This is a genomic window from Microbacterium murale, from assembly GCF_030815955.1.
Taxonomy (GTDB): Bacteria; Actinomycetota; Actinomycetes; order Actinomycetales; family Microbacteriaceae; genus Microbacterium; species Microbacterium murale_A.
This window is the reverse complement of sequence record NZ_JAUSXK010000001.1, coordinates 3069338-3084643: the sequence shown is the minus strand read 5'-3', so window position 1 is coordinate 3084643 and position 15306 is coordinate 3069338. Positions and strand designations below refer to the sequence as shown.

General features: G+C 65.9%; 15 protein-coding genes and 1 pseudogene. 12 read left to right on the top strand and 4 right to left on the bottom strand.

Annotated features, from left to right (window positions below):
• Positions 1-102 precede the first annotated feature (102 nt).
• From QFZ46_RS14870 to QFZ46_RS14850, 5 genes are all read left to right on the top strand, one after another.
• The gene (locus QFZ46_RS14870; protein ID WP_307362952.1) at positions 103-1089 is read left to right on the top strand and encodes a GNAT family N-acetyltransferase; all 987 of its coding nucleotides are present in this window, start codon (positions 103-105) and stop codon (positions 1087-1089) included.
• Positions 1086-1778 (top strand): PIG-L deacetylase family protein, encoded by a 693-nt coding sequence (locus QFZ46_RS14865; protein WP_307362950.1) that lies wholly within the window; start codon positions 1086-1088, stop codon positions 1776-1778. The genes QFZ46_RS14870 and QFZ46_RS14865 overlap by 4 nt, the downstream gene beginning before the upstream one ends.
• Before the next feature lie 47 nt (positions 1779-1825).
• Entirely contained in the window at positions 1826-3142 is a 1317-nt protein-coding gene (locus QFZ46_RS14860; RefSeq protein WP_307362948.1) for an extracellular solute-binding protein, read from the top strand.
• 66 nt (positions 3143-3208) lie between these two features.
• Positions 3209-4144, top strand: a complete 936-nt coding sequence (locus QFZ46_RS14855) for a carbohydrate ABC transporter permease (protein ID WP_307362944.1) — start codon at positions 3209-3211, stop codon at positions 4142-4144.
• Entirely contained in the window at positions 4141-4992 is an 852-nt protein-coding gene (locus QFZ46_RS14850) for a carbohydrate ABC transporter permease (protein ID WP_307362941.1), read from the top strand. Before QFZ46_RS14855 ends, QFZ46_RS14850 begins: the two co-directional genes overlap by 4 nt.
• On the opposite strand, the gene QFZ46_RS14845 is transcribed toward QFZ46_RS14850, so the two are convergent.
• Together QFZ46_RS14845 and QFZ46_RS14840 are read right to left on the bottom strand one after the other, a co-directional pair.
• Complete coding sequence (locus QFZ46_RS14845; RefSeq protein ID WP_307362939.1) at positions 4982-6076, bottom strand: DUF998 domain-containing protein; 1095 nt, start codon at positions 6074-6076, stop codon at positions 4982-4984. The genes QFZ46_RS14850 and QFZ46_RS14845 overlap by 11 nt on opposite strands.
• A gap of 23 nt (positions 6077-6099) precedes the next feature.
• A complete protein-coding gene (locus QFZ46_RS14840; RefSeq protein ID WP_307362936.1) occupies positions 6100-6609 on the bottom strand; it encodes a phosphoribosyltransferase in 510 nt (169 codons plus the stop codon).
• 148 nt (positions 6610-6757) lie between these two features.
• Between QFZ46_RS14840 and QFZ46_RS14835 the strand changes: the two genes are divergently transcribed.
• Positions 6758-8494, top strand: a complete 1737-nt coding sequence (locus QFZ46_RS14835; protein WP_307362933.1) for a thiamine pyrophosphate-binding protein — start codon at positions 6758-6760, stop codon at positions 8492-8494.
• 21 nt (positions 8495-8515) lie between these two features.
• Here the strand turns inward: QFZ46_RS14835 and QFZ46_RS14830 are convergent, their stop codons facing one another.
• On the bottom strand, positions 8516-10282 hold the full coding sequence (locus QFZ46_RS14830; RefSeq protein WP_307362928.1) for a Na+/H+ antiporter: 1767 nt from the start codon (positions 10280-10282) through the stop codon (positions 8516-8518).
• A 153-nt stretch (positions 10283-10435) separates the two neighbouring features.
• Positions 10436-11188, bottom strand: a complete 753-nt coding sequence (gene phnF, locus QFZ46_RS14825) for a phosphonate metabolism transcriptional regulator PhnF (protein WP_307362926.1) — start codon at positions 11186-11188, stop codon at positions 10436-10438.
• A 179-nt stretch (positions 11189-11367) separates the two neighbouring features.
• Between phnF and phnG the strand changes: the two genes are divergently transcribed.
• From phnG to phnK, 6 genes and pseudogenes are all read left to right on the top strand, one after another.
• Positions 11368-11853, top strand: coding sequence for a phosphonate C-P lyase system protein PhnG (gene phnG / locus QFZ46_RS14820; RefSeq protein ID WP_307362923.1), 486 nt, complete (start codon positions 11368-11370; stop codon positions 11851-11853).
• A complete protein-coding gene (gene phnH, locus QFZ46_RS14815) occupies positions 11850-12488 on the top strand; it encodes a phosphonate C-P lyase system protein PhnH (RefSeq protein WP_307362920.1) in 639 nt (212 codons plus the stop codon). Before phnG ends, phnH begins: the two co-directional genes overlap by 4 nt.
• Positions 12488-12589, top strand: a pseudogene (locus QFZ46_RS20015) (hypothetical protein); the annotation flags it as partial. The gene phnH and the pseudogene QFZ46_RS20015, both read left to right, overlap by 1 nt.
• Before the next feature lie 110 nt (positions 12590-12699).
• Positions 12700-13608, top strand: coding sequence for a carbon-phosphorus lyase complex subunit PhnI (locus QFZ46_RS14810; protein ID WP_307362917.1), 909 nt, complete (start codon positions 12700-12702; stop codon positions 13606-13608).
• Complete coding sequence (locus QFZ46_RS14805; protein ID WP_307362915.1) at positions 13605-14495, top strand: alpha-D-ribose 1-methylphosphonate 5-phosphate C-P-lyase PhnJ; 891 nt, start codon at positions 13605-13607, stop codon at positions 14493-14495. Before QFZ46_RS14810 ends, QFZ46_RS14805 begins: the two co-directional genes overlap by 4 nt.
• Positions 14492-15304 (top strand): phosphonate C-P lyase system protein PhnK, encoded by an 813-nt coding sequence (gene phnK / locus QFZ46_RS14800; protein WP_307362912.1) that lies wholly within the window; start codon positions 14492-14494, stop codon positions 15302-15304. Before QFZ46_RS14805 ends, phnK begins: the two co-directional genes overlap by 4 nt.
• Positions 15305-15306: the final 2 nt, after the last annotated feature.

Here is a 15306-nt window from a genome sequence, read left to right as displayed (position 1 = left end):
GTCCGCAGATCGTCATGTTTCTGTGATGTAAATCATCTCCACCGGTATCGACAGCACTGAACATTCTTGCCATACTGAGTTCACTCACCCGGCGAGAGGACGATGACGTTGATGCAGTTCCCCGGCACCATCACGGTGCGAAGCTTCCGGACAGGCGACGGCGTCGCGATCGCCGAAGCATGGACCAGGTCGGCTCCCCAGGACGGGATCACGGCGCGACGGCTGCGCGACCTGATCCTGATGGATCGCAACTTCGACGCCGACGGGCTGTTCATCGCCGAAGATCAAGGTGCAGTCGTGGGTGCCGCCTATGCGGTGCGCCGACGCGTCGCGCACGACGGCGACGACCTCGAGCCGTCCACCGGCTGGATCCCGTTCTTCTTCGTCGTGCCGAACCATCGCAGACACGGCCTGGGCCGCACTCTCATCATGCAGGCATTCGACTGGTTGCGCGGCAACGGAATCCGGGAGGTCATCTTCTCGGCATACACGCCGAACTACGTGCTTCCGGGTCTGGACGCCGAGCGCTACCCCGAGGCATCCGCTCTGCTTGCATCAATGGGCTTCAGCCGCGTCGAGCGCCCCAGCGCCATGGATCGATCACTGATCGGCTACGAGATGCCGGCAGAGATCCGCGAGCGCGTCGATATGCTCCGCAACGAGGGCTGGCATCTCGGCACCCCGGACGACGACGACCTCGTCCCGTTGATCAAGATCGCAGGCGACTCGTTCAATTCCGACTGGGCCAGGGCGATCCGCGAGGGAATTGTCGGCGGCATGCCCACCGAGCGCATCATCATCGCCAAGAACCCGGAGGGCACGGTACTCGGCTGGGCCATGCACGGCACCTACGAATCAGTGATCGAACGCTTCGGCCCGTTCGGCGTGCTGCCGGAGAGCCGTGGCACCGGCCTCGGCAAAGTGCTGCTGCACCTCACTCTCGAGCGCATGACCGCGCTCGGCGCACACAGCGCCTGGTTCCTCTGGGCCGACGAAGGCTCCACCGCCTCTGCACTGTATGCGAAGACCGGCTTCGCAGCGACCCGTACATTCGACATCCTGCGCGCAGAGATCGGAGACTCAGAATGACCAAGACAGTCATCGCCGTCGGCGGCCACATCGGCGACATGGAGCTGACCGCCGGACCCACCCTCGCGAAGGTCGTGCTCGAAGGTGGCCGCGCCATCATCATCGACTGCACCTACGGAGAACGAGGACACCCGACGATCGCGCCGAGTGTCTACCGCGAGCAGAAGGTTCGCGAGGCGCAGTTCTTCGCGGACACGATCGGCGCCGAGCTGATCACGCTCGACTACTCCGACGGCTTCCTCCCGGATGACGAAGCTGTGGCCGAGCAGATCGCAGCCGTGATCCGCGAGGCGAAGCCTGACATCCTCATCACGCACTGGCTGCGTTCCATGCACCGCGACCATGAACGCGCCGCGCTGGCCGCTGAGCGCGGCGCATTCCTGGCTTCCATCCCGATCGAGGAGATCGACGTGGAGCGGCACTCGGTCCCGACAATCCTGCACGCCGAGAACTGGGAGGACATGGAGGGCTTCGAGGCCGACACGTTCTTCGAGATCCCCGATGAGGCGTTCGAGCTGTGGCGCACCGGCATCCAGGAGCACGCCTTCGCCCGCGGCGAGACATACGGCTTCCGCTTCATCGACTACTACTCCGCGCTGATGCAGGTGAAGGGATGCCTCGTTGGCGCGCAACGCGCCGCCGCATTCAAGAGCGCCGGCACAGAGAAGTTCGCCCTCGCAGGGCCATGAGATCGACCCGATACCCGATTCGCACCATCCGACAACGAAGGAAAGCCATGAAGAAATCAGTTCTCGCGGCGACAGGCCTCGGCATCGTCGCCGCCATGACCCTGTCCGGCTGCGCCGGCCCTGCAGAATCCGGGTCCGGAAGCGGAGCCCAGGAGATCACGTTCCTCACGCACTGGGGTCCTGACCAGGTCGCGATGCTCGAAGCCGCAGGTGACGCATTCACCGCGGAGCACCCCGACATCAAGCTCACCGTGCAGTCAGTGCCGTTCGGCAATCTGCTCTCGACGCTGCGCACCCAAGGCACCTCCGCCAACGGCCCGACGATCGTCGGCGCATACGACGCCTGGCTTCCCGAGCTCGTCCGCGACGGGCTCGCGGCCAGGGCACCGGGTGACGTCGCTGACGACGTCACCGCCAACTGGCCCAGCGGTGTGGTCACAGCCGCCAGCAACGGCGGCGACCTGTACGGCGTTCCCAACGAGATCGACCTGTATGCACTGAACTACAACACCGCGCTGTTCGATGCCGCAGGCATCAGCGAGGCTCCAGCCGATTGGGACGCGCTGGTGGACGATGCAGCGAAGCTCACGACCGGCGATCAGCAGGGAATCGGCTTCATCACCGGCTGGAACAGCGGCGTGGTGCATCCGTTCCTCTCCCTGCTCGCCTCCAACGGCGGCACGTTCCTCAATGAGGAGGGCACCGCTTCGAATCTCACCAGCGATGAGGCGATCGAAACCGCCGAACTGTACGAGACGCTGGTGAAGGCCGGCTCGACCGACACTTCGAAGTCGACGGCGAACGCGAACACGACGGGTCCTTACCTCGACAACTTCGTCAACGACAAGACCGGCATGCTCATCATGGCGAACTGGTGGGAGAGCTCCCTCAAGGACGCCATGAGCGATCGGTTTTCCGAGATCGCGACCGCACCGATCCCGGTCGGTCCCAGCGGCACAGAGTCGAGTTCGATCTCGTACTCGTGGATGACGATCGTCAACAGCAAGGCCGACGATGCGAAGCAGGATGCCGCATGGCAGTTCCTCAGCTACCTGAACGGGCCGGACTCCGGTGAGAACGGCTCTTCAGCGATGGGCGACATCCTCATCTCGATGGGCATCATGCCGACGCGCAGCTCCGACATCGAAGCGCACGCCGACACGCTCGAGACGCCTTTCCTCTCGACGTACGTCGACGCACTGGATGCCGCGACACCGTTCCCGACCGTGCTCGGCGGCCCTGCGGCCACCGACGCCCTGCAGGTTCAGCTCGAGGCCCTGCTGAACGGCCAGGTCGACGCGAAGACGGCGATGGAGAACGCGGCGCGCGACGTCGACGCCGCCCTCGCAGCCGCCCAGCAGTAACTCCCCTGACAGCGATGTGGGGCTCCGTCGCGGAGCCCCACATCCCGTCCGAAAGGCATCCTCCCCGTGACGACCGCCACGACCGCGAGCCCTCGCCGCAACACCGTTTCCCCGCCGATGCGTCGGCGACGCAGCAAGACCGCGAAATGGTCGGCGCTCTTCCTCAGCCCTGCGATGATCGTGATCGGCGTCTTCACCGTCATCCCCATGTTGATGACGATCTGGATCAGCCTCAACAAGTGGTCGATGTTCACCTCGATCACCGACATGACTTTCGTGGGCCTCGACAACTACACGCGGCTGCTCGGCGATGCCTCGCGTATGCAGGCGATCGCGAACACCGGAGTGTATGTGGGCCTCTCGGTCCTGATCACCATTCCGCTTGCGCTGCTGATCGCGCTGCTGCTCTACTTCCCGAAGTTGAAGGGGAAGGGCGTCGTGCGGACGCTGCTCTTCGCGACCTACGTCATCCCGACCATCGCGATCGTGATCATCTGGGGCAACATCTACTCCCCCGGTTACGGCCCTCTCAGCGCGATGGTCTCCGCCATCGGCCTGACGCCTCCCGGCTGGCTGAGCGATCCGCAGTGGGCGCTCCTGTCGCTGGTGATCTTCAATGTGTGGCAGATGCTCGGCTATTACGTCATCCTTCTCATCGCCGGTCTCACGCAGATCAACGAAGAGCTGTACGAGGCGGCCCGCATCGACGGTGCGGGCCTTGTCAGACAGACCTGGTCGATCACGATCCCGCTGTTGCGTCCATCACTCGTCTTCGTCATCCTGATGACTTTCGTCAATTCGATCCAGGTGTTCGACCCGATCTACCTGCTCACGCAAGGCGGACCTGCCAATTCGACCAACGTCGTGGGATTCGAGATCCAGCGTTCGGCCTTCCAATACGGCATGGCCGGTGAGTCCTCTGCCCTTGCCGTCTCACTCTTCCTGATGATCGTCGCCATCGGCGGCGTTCTCGGGATCATCATGAAGGGACGCAAGCGATGAGCGCCGCTTCCTCCACCGCAGTCCGCCGTCGACTCGGGAGGAGCGTCCAATACGTTCTTCTCGCGGTCGTCGCTCTGATCCCGCTCTTCCCGCTTTACTGGCTTCTCATTTCGGCCATGAAGACACCCGCTGAGTTCTCGCAGATCCCGCCGACCTGGTTCCCCTCGATGCCGGCGCTCGAGCCGACCATCACCGCGTTGACGGCGGTACCGTTCGTCCAGTCGATGCTCAACAGCATCATCATCGCGGGCGGGGCGACGATCTCCGTGCTGGTGACCAGCATCCTTGCCGGATATGTCTTCGCGAAGCATCAGTTCCGCGGGCGCGACGCACTTTTCTGGGGCATCATCGCGACGATGTTCCTGCCCCCGATCGTGACGATCGTCCCGCTGTACTACCTGGTCTCCAGCATGGGCCTGTCCGACACGTATCTTGGCGTCCTGCTGCCATGGCTCGCGAACGCCTTCGGCATCTTCCTGATGCGCCAGTTCATCCAGGACATCCCGGACGAACTGATCGAAGCAGCACGTATGGACGGCGCCGGTGAATTCCGCATCGTCTGGCAATTCGTGGTGCCGCTGCTGAAACCGGCGATCGTGACCCTCGCCGTGTTCATGTTCGTCTACGCCTGGAACAACTTCCTCTGGCCGCTGTCGATCCTGAAGTCCGAAGCGCTGTATCCGGTGGTTCTGACGCTCAACCGGCTCATGTCCTACACGATGAGCTTCGAGTACCAGAACGTCGTTCTCGCCGGAGCCGTCATCGCCTCATTGCCGACGCTGCTGGTGTTCCTCGTGACGCAACGCGTATTCGTCGCGGGCATCGCCGCAAGCGGAGTCAAGGGGTGATCTGTGCGCCGGCGGGCACCGAGGACACATCCTCGGCAGCTCGGAGGAACACGATGATCCAGCTGAAGATCAGAACCGCGGCGATCAGCTCGACCGCCGTCAGGTTGTAGTAGCCGGTGGCGAAGAAGACGGCCAGCAGCGCGATGACGGCGACGTAGGCGTATCCGAGTGCGACGAACACCTTCGAGATCGCCGGCAGTATCCAGGGCAATGCGATCACGAGGCCGGCGAAAGCGACCGTCATCCCTGTCGCGACGGTGTTGTGCACGATGAAGAACGCATCGACGGGGAAGATCCCCACGCAGGTGAGGAAGATGCCGATGAGGATCATCCCGATGCGCACGAGGCGTCGACCACGCGCCTCCTTCGGCGCTTCGATGGACAGTCCGGCTGTCGCGTAGCGTGCGATCGTCGTGACGATGACGCCGGCGACGATCAAGGTGCCGTTGAAGATCCATGACGAGTCATTGCTCGCCATCCCGAGGGCCGAGAGATTGTCCTGCCACCAGTGAGCATCCGTCGCCGTGAGCATGCTTGCGAACGCACCGACCACGAGGAAGACCGCGAGCACCAGCGACAGCGACATCGGAGTGAGCGACACCACGCTGAGGAAGCAGATGTACGCCGTCAATGCGAAGGCCACGGCGACGAGTATCGCCCCGGGGAAGGCGAAGACCGGAGCGTCGGTGAAACTGCGAGCCAGGAGCGCCGCGATCCCCTCCCAGCCGAGCAGCGCCGTGGCCGCGTAGGCCAGTGCGATCGCGGCCACGTCGTACCAGCGCAACCGGTCGTCCCGCAGCGCCAATCCGTCACTGTGGATGACGCGCCGCCCCGGCCGCACACCGAGCCGCCCCAGCAGCGCCGAGAGCACCGCGACTATCGCCCCGCCGATCGAGGCGTAGGTCCCGATCGAACCTGGCCCGACGATCTCCAGCTGGCGTCCCCAGAACACGAAGATCGAAACGAGGAATCCGACGACGAAGAATGCCGTGCCCACGAGGAGGGCGACCGTCTCGATCGAGATCGCCGCCCCCTGCGGAAGACGCAGCAGATCTCGCCATGAGAACGGCCGATTCACGTTCACGGAAGCACCGGTCTCCCGACGAGTCACGCTGTGGGCGGGAGGCCGAGGTCTTCTTCGCGCACTGTGCCCTGGAACGACCACGGGAAGTTGATCCAGAGGTCGGTGTCCTTCCACGCATAGTCGGGCTGGATGATCGTCGACGGCTTGGTGTAGATCGTCACCGAGCGCACCTCGGCGCCCTTGTCCTGCAGCAACTGCACAGCCAGTGCCAGTGTGCGACCCGAGTCGGCGACGTCGTCGACGAGCAGCACCCGGCGCCCGTCGAGGTACGCCATGTCGAGCTCGGGCGGCAGCACCTCGGGCGCCTCCAGCACAGTGCCGATGCCGGTGTAGAACTCCACGTTGATCGCGCCGCAGTTCTTCGATCCGAGACCGTAGGCGATCGCACCGGCCGGCAGCAGTCCGCCACGCGCGATCGCGACGACGACCTCCGGCTCGAATCCGCTGGCGACGATGCTGCGCGCGAGATCTCGTGTCGCCGCCCCGAAGCCGTCCCAGGTGAGTGTCTCGCGTTCGATCGCAGCATCCGTCATGCGTCTATTCTGCCGGTAGAATCGCACTTGTCCGGACTCGCCCCCCAGTGGGCGCCGGTGCCCGAAAAAGGGGCACGAAGCATTCGTCGCGAGGCCGCGCGAAGCGAGACACACACGGAATCGATCCGTCGTCTCGAAAGGCATCGTCATGCCCACTGTCTCCGCTCACGTCGCCCTCACCCTCGCTCAGCACATCGATGCCGTCTTCGGCGTGATGGGCAATGGCAACGCCTACTTCCTCGATGCTCTCGAACGCCAGACTTCTGCTGAGTTCACGGCGGTACGCCATGAGCAGGGGGCTGTGGTCGCCGCGGACGCGCATCATCGCGCATCCGGCCGGATCGCCGCGGCCACGACGACATACGGTGCCGGATTCACGAACACGCTGACGGCGCTGGCGGAGTCGGTGCAGGCGCACATTCCGCTCGTGCTGGTCGTCGGCGACGAGCCCACCTCTGGCCCGCGTCCCTGGGATGTCGACCAGATCGCGCTCGCCTCCGCCGTCGGCGCGCGAACCTATACGGTCGGAAGAGCGGATGCGAGCTCGACGACGATCATCGCGATCGAGCACGCGCTCACCTATCGTGTGCCCGTCGTGCTGGCGATCCCCTACGACGTCGCCGCGCTCGAAGCGGGACCTGTGCCATCCGCCACCTCACCGCGCATTCCCGAACCGCTGCGGACGAAGGGCGAGTTCGCCAAGGGAATGCTGGATGACATCGCCACCGCGCTGCGCGATGCGGAAAGGCCGCTCCTGCTCGCAGGCAGAGGCGCCTGGCTGGCCGGCGCCAGCACCGCTCTGGGCGCCCTCGCCGAGGCGACAGGATCACTCACGGCGTCCACTGCTCTGGGCCGTGGAGTCTTCCCCGCCGCACAGTACGACCTCGGTGTCGCCGGCGGTTTCGGCGCCGAAGGCGCCATGGAGCTCGTACGGCAGGCGGATGTCGCCGTCGTCTTCGGCGCCTCGCTGAACCAGTTCACGATGCGCTTCGGCGAGCTGTTCGCTCCCGGAACGCGGGTGTTCCAGATCGACGTGGCACCGGCGGCGACGCACGCGCACGTGGGCGGGTTCATCCGTGGCGATGCGAAAGTCGTGGCAGAGGAACTGGTGGCTCGGCTTCGGGACGGGAATCTCGGCGCACGCGTTCTTCGGAGAAGTGCACGTACTTCGGAGGAATCCGGCGAAAAGATCCGAGCGAAGAGCACTTCTCCGAACGAAGCGCCCGGACCGTGGCGGGAGTCGTTCGATGTCGAGGCCGCCCGAAGCTACGACGCCGGCGACGAACTCGCTCCGGACGGCCGGCTCGACCCTCGCTCGGCTGCACGGCGCATCGCGGAGCTCCTGCCGGAGGACCGCGTCGTCGTCTCCGACGGCGGACACTTCATCGGCTGGGCGAACATGTACTGGCCGGTGTCCGCACCGGACCGCATGATGATGATCGGCACGGCGTTCCAGGCCATCGGCCAGGGCTGGCCGAGCGTCGTCGGAGCGACCAGAGCACGGCCGGATTCGACGATCGTGCTCACCTCCGGCGACGGCGGCGGACTCATGGCCATCGCCGATCTCGAGTCGGCAGTGCGCGCTGCCGGCGGTCATGGCTGCGCGGTGATCTGGAATGACGCCGCCTACGGCGCCGAGGTACACCTGTACGGGCTGAAGGGGCTCGCGGAAGAGCCGATGCTCATCCCCGAAGTAGATTTCGCCGCGTTCGTCACGGCGGTGGGCGGCGAGGGAGTGGTCGTCCGCACACTCGACGATCTGGACAGGCTAGGGACCTGGGCCGCCGAGGACCCGGCGCTCCGCCGGTTCCTGCTGCTCGATCTGCGTGTCTCCGCAGACGTCATCGCGCCATATCAGCAGGAGATCATCCGCGTGAACTCCTGACCGATCGCGGACGACGGCGGCTCAGTCGATCTGCTCGATCCCCTGCACCCGCACCTGCTCGAGATCGAGCCGCGCTGAGATGCTGCGCACGACGAGATCGTCGACCGTTCCCGCGCGGCGCAGTCCGTGCAGCACCTCGCGTTTGTGCTCGAGGACCGCGAGCTTGAGGCGGGCATACTCCTCGTGACGGATGATGGGCGAACGCTGCATCATGTCCACATCTGAGGAGGTCGCGACCATCTGCAGCGTCGCGCCGTCGGAGATCTCGTCGACGGAACCACCGCCACCGATCGGATCAAGATCCTGTTCAGCGACCGGCCCCGCCGCGAGCGGATCCGGCGCGTCGAGCAGATCCTCCATCGCCCCGACCTCCGCGTCGATCAATGCGCGTTCCCTCGCCATCGCGCGCGCGTTGGCGAGCTCGAGCATCTCGTACCCGTCGCGACGCACACGATCACGGACCTCATCGCTGATCCCGTGCTCGGATGCGAGGTCATCCAGTGCAGCCATCGCCGCTCCTGAGATCGCGCGCTCGGCAAGGTCGTATTCCTCGTCGGCCGCATGATCGACGGGGAATCCAGCCCAGCGCACGACCGCGGGCAGCAATGGCCCCTGCACCAGCAAGCTGAGCATGATCACACCGGCGGTGACGAAGATGATCTCGTCGCGCCCCGCCAACGGCGACCCGTCGGACGCGGCCAGCGGCACCGACAGAGCGATCGCGAGCGAGACCGCGCCGCGCATACCGGCGACGGTGCTGACGATCTGAGCGCGGGTACGCAATCCTCGCGGATGCGCGGCAGCACCACCGCCGCCGAGCCGCTGGAAGGGCACGGACAGCAGCTGGAAGCCGAAGCGCACGACCAGCAGCGTCACCCAGACGGCGATCGTCGTCAACACCAACCATCCGATGGTGCGCAGCGAGGTCTGGTGCACCACCCACTGCACCTCGAGACCGATCAGCACGAAGAGCGCGCCATTGAGCAGGAAGACCCCGAAGGGCCAGACCGCCTCGGACTGACGACGCGAAGCGGCCGTCGTGATCCGGGGGCCGAGGTAGGCCGCGATGAGGCCGGCGACGACCACGGCGAGCACACCGGAGGCGTGGATCATCTCAGCGAGCAGGAAGGCGACGAAGGGAACGAGCAGCATCGTCACGTTGATCGTGTTCGTCCTGCTGACCCGCCGCAGCAGCAGCCAGCCCACCGCGGCGACGAGAGCCCCAACGGCAATTCCGCCGAGATAGGAGACCACGACTGTCCAGGTGACCGAGAGCGGTGTGACGTTGCCGCCCACGGCCAGCGACACGGCGATCGCGTAGAGCACGAGCGCAGTGCCGTCATTGGTGAGGCTCTCGGCCTTCAGTTTCATGAAGGCGCGCTGCGGCAGCAACCGCCCGAGGGCGGCGACAGCAGTGGCATCGGGCGGCGCGACGGCCGCACCGAGTATGAGTGCGATCTCCCACGGCATCCCGAACAGCACGGCCACCGCGGCCACCGCGAACGCCGAGGCGACGACGAGCAGCGTGCTCATGGGGAGGATGTAGCGGAAGTCCCGGCGGATCGAGCGCAACGACGTCGTCAGACTCTCCCAGAACAGCATCACCGGCAGGAAGAGCAGCAGAACCGTCTCCGGCGGCAGCTGCACCTCACGCAGCGCAGGCACGAAGCCGAGCAGCAGACCGAAGACGACCAGCACCAGGGGCAGCGCGAGCCGCAACCGCGGCGCCAGCATCGTGCCGATCAGGATCGTCAGCCCGAGCAGGACCGTGATCTCGAGACCTTCCATGCGACCACCCATCTGCCTCGCGAGCCGAGCCGCGAACGTGCTCAGGACACAGCATCCATTGTGCCCCCGGTATTCCCGCGACAACAGGCGGATTCGAGGACGAACCCGCCTGCGCATCGGTCATGCCGCCGATGCGATGCGCGGATGCCCGAGTCAGTCAGCGTGCGGGGGTTCGATGTCCAGACGCACGCGCTGCGCGGCGAAGCGCGTCACCAGATACTGCAGCGGCGTGCCGTCCGGAAGCGTATCGAGCGCTTCGGCGACCAGCACGATCGCGCCAGGCCGGATCGCGAGCAGCTCCGCTTCCGTTGCAGTGGCATGGCGTGCGCCGACGACGGTCGACGCGCGAAGGTAGTCGTCGATGCCGTGAGCTCGGAGCGCCGCCGTGATCGATCCGGTGCGCCGGAGTGAGTCTGCGATGTCGGGCAGTCGATCAGCGGCGAACCAGTGCGTACCGACGGAGATCGGCTGGTCGCCCGCCGAGCGCGTGCTTTCGATCCTGACGACTTCCCCGTCCGTCAAACCGAGTCTGCGCGCGACTTCCTCCGGCGCGGCTTCGATCGCGCTGTCCAGCACACGCCCGCTCGAACGGGCGCTCTCCTCATCACCGAGACTGCGCACCATCCGAGTGCGCAAGCCGATCCGGTGCACGAGCACGGATTCGCCGGTGATGAAGGTGCCGCTCCCCCGCCGGGACTCGATGAGTCCGTCTTCCGCCAACGCCGCGATGGCCTGGCGCGCGGTGTGACGGTTGACGCCGTAGCGCTCTGCGATCGAGCGCTCGGTGGGCAGCCGGTCACCGGGGCGCAGGCGGCTGTCGGAGATCTCGCCACGCAGCTCTTCTGTGATGAGGCGCCACGCCGAGTATCCGCTGCTCGAGCGGGTGGCCGGATCAGGGATCGTCATCGCACTCCTTCGAATGATCGGGCATCGGATCGGCCGACCCTGATTCACCGAATGTTCATCGATTCGTGCGCCGGCGTTGCCCCTGCACGCTTTCCTTCTCGACTCTATCGACCTACGATTTAGTTGTCTAGATAAGTAGATAACTTGAAGAGGGAGCCAGACGTGAAGGACATCGAATCGTGACCGCGCAAGAGAGCGCGGATCGCGAAGTCACGGTCGACGAGCGTCGACGCGCCGCCCGTGTGCTCTCCAGCGCATCGCTCGACGAACTCGCCGCACTATGGGCGAAGTGGGAGGAGCGGCCGGATGTCACCTATCTGCGCGGCCCTGAGGCCGGACTCGTGATGGTGCAGGGGCGGATCGGCGGCACTGGCGACCGGTTCAACCTGGGCGAGGCCACCGTGGCCAGAGCGACCGTGATGCTTCACGGCAATGGAGTCGACGGCGCGAGTGGCACGTCCTACGTGCTGGGCAGCCACCCCGAGCATGCCGGGCTCGCCGCAGTCTTCGACGCGCTGCTGTGCACCCCGGAGCAGCGCACCCGAGTCCTCACCGACGTCATCGAACCCCTCGAACGCAGCCAGCACCTGCGGGATGCCTCGGCCCAGGCTGACGCGCGCAGCACGGTCGTCGACTTCTTCACGGTCGCGAGGGAGCACGAATGAGTACGCTCACTGCACAGAACCACGTGCCCGGCTTCCCGCATCCGGTGCACGATGCGCAACGCGTCTTCCGCGCGGTGCTCGACGCACTCGCACGACCCACTGCGCCTCAGCTCGTCGATGCCGTCCTCGCTCCACCGCAACCGTTGGGAGCGACCGTCGGAGCGGTCATCCTGACGTTGTGCGACGAGCAGACCCCCGTCTGGCTCGATGCCGCACTGCGCGACGCACCGGAGGTCGGCGCCTGGATCGCCTTCCACACGGGTGCGCGCATCGTGCAGACTGCGGCGGAGGCGCTGTTCGTGATCGCCTCCTCACCCGAGTCCGCGCCCGCGCTCGCCGAGTTGACGCGGGGAACGGACGAAGAGCCGCACGCGTCCGCGACGCTCATCATCGACACTCGCGGGAGCACAGCCTCAGGCACCCTCACCGCCACCGGGCCAGGTATCCGCGAAGCCGCCGAATGGGACGGCGCGGGACTGCCCGTGGGCTTCCTCCCCCAGTGGCAGGAGAACCGGGCGCTGTATCCGCGCGGCGTCGACGTCATCCTCGCTGACGAGACCACGGTGCGAGGACTGCCGAGAACGACCGTGCTCACCGGCGCGCACCAGCAATATCCCGATCGAAGGAGAATCTGATGTACGTCGCTGTCAAGGGAGGCGAGAAGGCGATCGCCAACGCGCACGCGCTGCTCGCCAAGCGCGGTCGCGGCGAGTCGGATGCGGCGCGCATCGACCACACGCAGATGCGCGATCAGATGGGAGTGCTCGTCGCCCGCGTCATGACCGAGGGCTCGCTCTCTACGACCCCGACCTGGCCGCGAAAGCACTGCTGCAGGCTCAGGGCGATGTGCTCGAGGCCGTCACGCTGCTGCGTTCCTATCGCACCACGCTGCCCCGATTCGGCCACACGGTCGCGATCGACACGGCGGGGCTGCCGTCGGAGCGACGAGTGTCGGCGACATTCAAGGATCTACCCGGTGGTCAGCAGCTCGGGGCGACGTTCGATTACACGCACCGGCTGCTCGCCGACGAACTGGAGACCCCGGACATCCCATCCCCGGATGCTGACGTCAATGAGTCGATGCCCCGCGTCACCGATCTGCTCGGCGTCGATGCGTTGATCGAGCCGGACCGCCCCGCCGAGGGCTGGACCGACCCCGACCCAGGGGATCTAACCCGGGAGCCAACCGTCTACCCCATGAGCAGGGCCGTGCGGCTTCAGGCCCTCAGCCGCGGAGACGAGGGCTTCCTGCTCTCACTCGGATACTCGACCCAGCGCGGCTTCGGCAACAACCATCCCTTCGTCGGCGAGGTGCGAGTCGGCGAAGTCGAGATCGAACTCGAAGTGCCAGAGATCGGTCATGCCGTGCCGATCGGGCGGATCGAGGTGACCGAGTGCCAGATGGTGAACCAGTTCGTGGGCAGCGCCGAGCAGGCGCCGCAGTTCACACGAGGTTATGGCCTCGCGTTCGGCCGTGCTGAGCGCAAGGCCATGTCGATGTCGCTCGTGGATCGCGCGCTGCGCCGCGAGGAGTTCGATGAGCGCGTCGTCTCGCCCGCGCAGGATGAGGAGTTCGTGATCTCGCATGCCGACAACGTGCAGGCCACGGGATTCGTAGAGCACCTGAAACTGCCGCACTACGTGGACTTCCAGGCGGAGCTGGGGCTGATCCGCCGCCTCCGCGCCGAGTTCGACGCCCGTCATGCCGACTCGCCGTCCAGAGCCGGCGGTACCGAAGAGGGAGCACGCTCATGAGCACGAGCCCACGCATCGTCTACAACGAGGGATATCTCGACGAGCAGACAAAGCGGGTCGTCCGCAGGGCGCTGCTGAAAGGCATCGCGACCCCCGGATTCCAGGTGCCTTTCGCATCACGGGAGGTGCCGATGCCACGGGGGTGGGGAACCGGCGGCGTACAGGTCACCGCATCGGTCATCGGCGCCGACGACACCCTGAAGGTGATAGACCAGGGTGCCGACGACACCACCAACGCCGTGTCGATCCGCCAGTTCTTCGAGCGCGTCGCCGGCGCTGCCAGCACGACGCGCACGGATGAGGCCACCATCATCCAGACGCGCCACCGGATCCCCGAAGCACCCCTGGCCGAGCAGCAGATCATCGTGTATCAGGTGCCGATCCCTGAACCGCTGCGCTTCCTTGAGCCCCGCGAGACGGAGACACGACGGATGCACGCGCTCGAGGAGTACGGCCTCATGTACGTCAAGCTCTACGAGGACATCGCCCGGTACGGGCACATCGCGAAGACCTACGACTATCCGGTGCTGGTGCACGGACGCTACGTGATGGCTCCGTCACCGATTCCGAGTTTCGACAACCCGAAGATGCACCAGAGCCCTGCGCTGCAACTGTTCGGTGCGGGGCGCGAGAAGCGCATCTACGCGATCCCGCCCTACACCGACGTCGTGAGTCTCGGCTTCGAGGACTTCCCGTTCGAACCTCAGCGTTTCGAGCAGCCCTGCGAGATCTGCGGCTCACGCGGTGTGTACCTCGACGAGGTCATCATGGACGACAGCGGCGGGGTGATGTTCGTGTGCTCGGACACCGATCATTGCGAGCGCACCGCCGCCTCACAGTCACAGGACGCGAACACACGGAACCACGACACGGAGATGAACGCATGATCGACGAGACTCCGCTGTTGAGCGTGGACGCGGCCGGGCATCGCTACGGCGACCGCTTCGGGTGCCGCGACGTGAGCTTCGACCTGTGGCCGGGCGAAGTGCTCGCGGTCGTCGGCGAGTCGGGATCCGGCAAGTCGACTCTGCTCGGGATGCTGTCGCAGAGGCTCACTGCGGATGAGGGCCGGATCAGCTATCTGACCGCCGCAGAGAGCAATGCAGGTGGCGCCAGTACCGGAGAGCACGAGCTGCTCGATCTTGCGACGCTCAGCGAGCGAGAGGTGCGGCGACTGTGGCGCACCGAATGGGGATTCGTGCACCAGAATGCCGCCGACGGGCTGCGGATGCATGTCAGCGCCGGTGGCAACGTCGGTGAACCGCTGATGGCGAACGGCTGGCGGCACTACGGGCGGATCCGCGCCGAGGCCGAGGCCTGGCTCGGGCGGGTGGAGATCGCGGCGGAGCGCATCGACGACTCCCCCGCGACATTCTCCGGCGGGATGCGCCAGAGGGTGCAGATCGCACGAAACCTGGTGTTCGGTCCCCGCCTCGTCTTCATGGACGAGCCGACCAGCGGCCTGGACGTGTCCGTCCAGGCGCGTCTGCTCGACCTGATCCGCTCGCTCGTCGCCGAACTCGGGCTGGCCGTCGTGATCGTCACGCACGACCTCGCCGTCGCGCGACTCATCTCGCACCGCACACTGGTCATGAAGGACGGCGCGGTCGTCGAATCCGGCCTCACCGATCGGGTGCTCGACGACCCGCAGGCCGCGTACACCCAGCTGCTCGTCTCCTCGATCCTCCAGGGATGAAT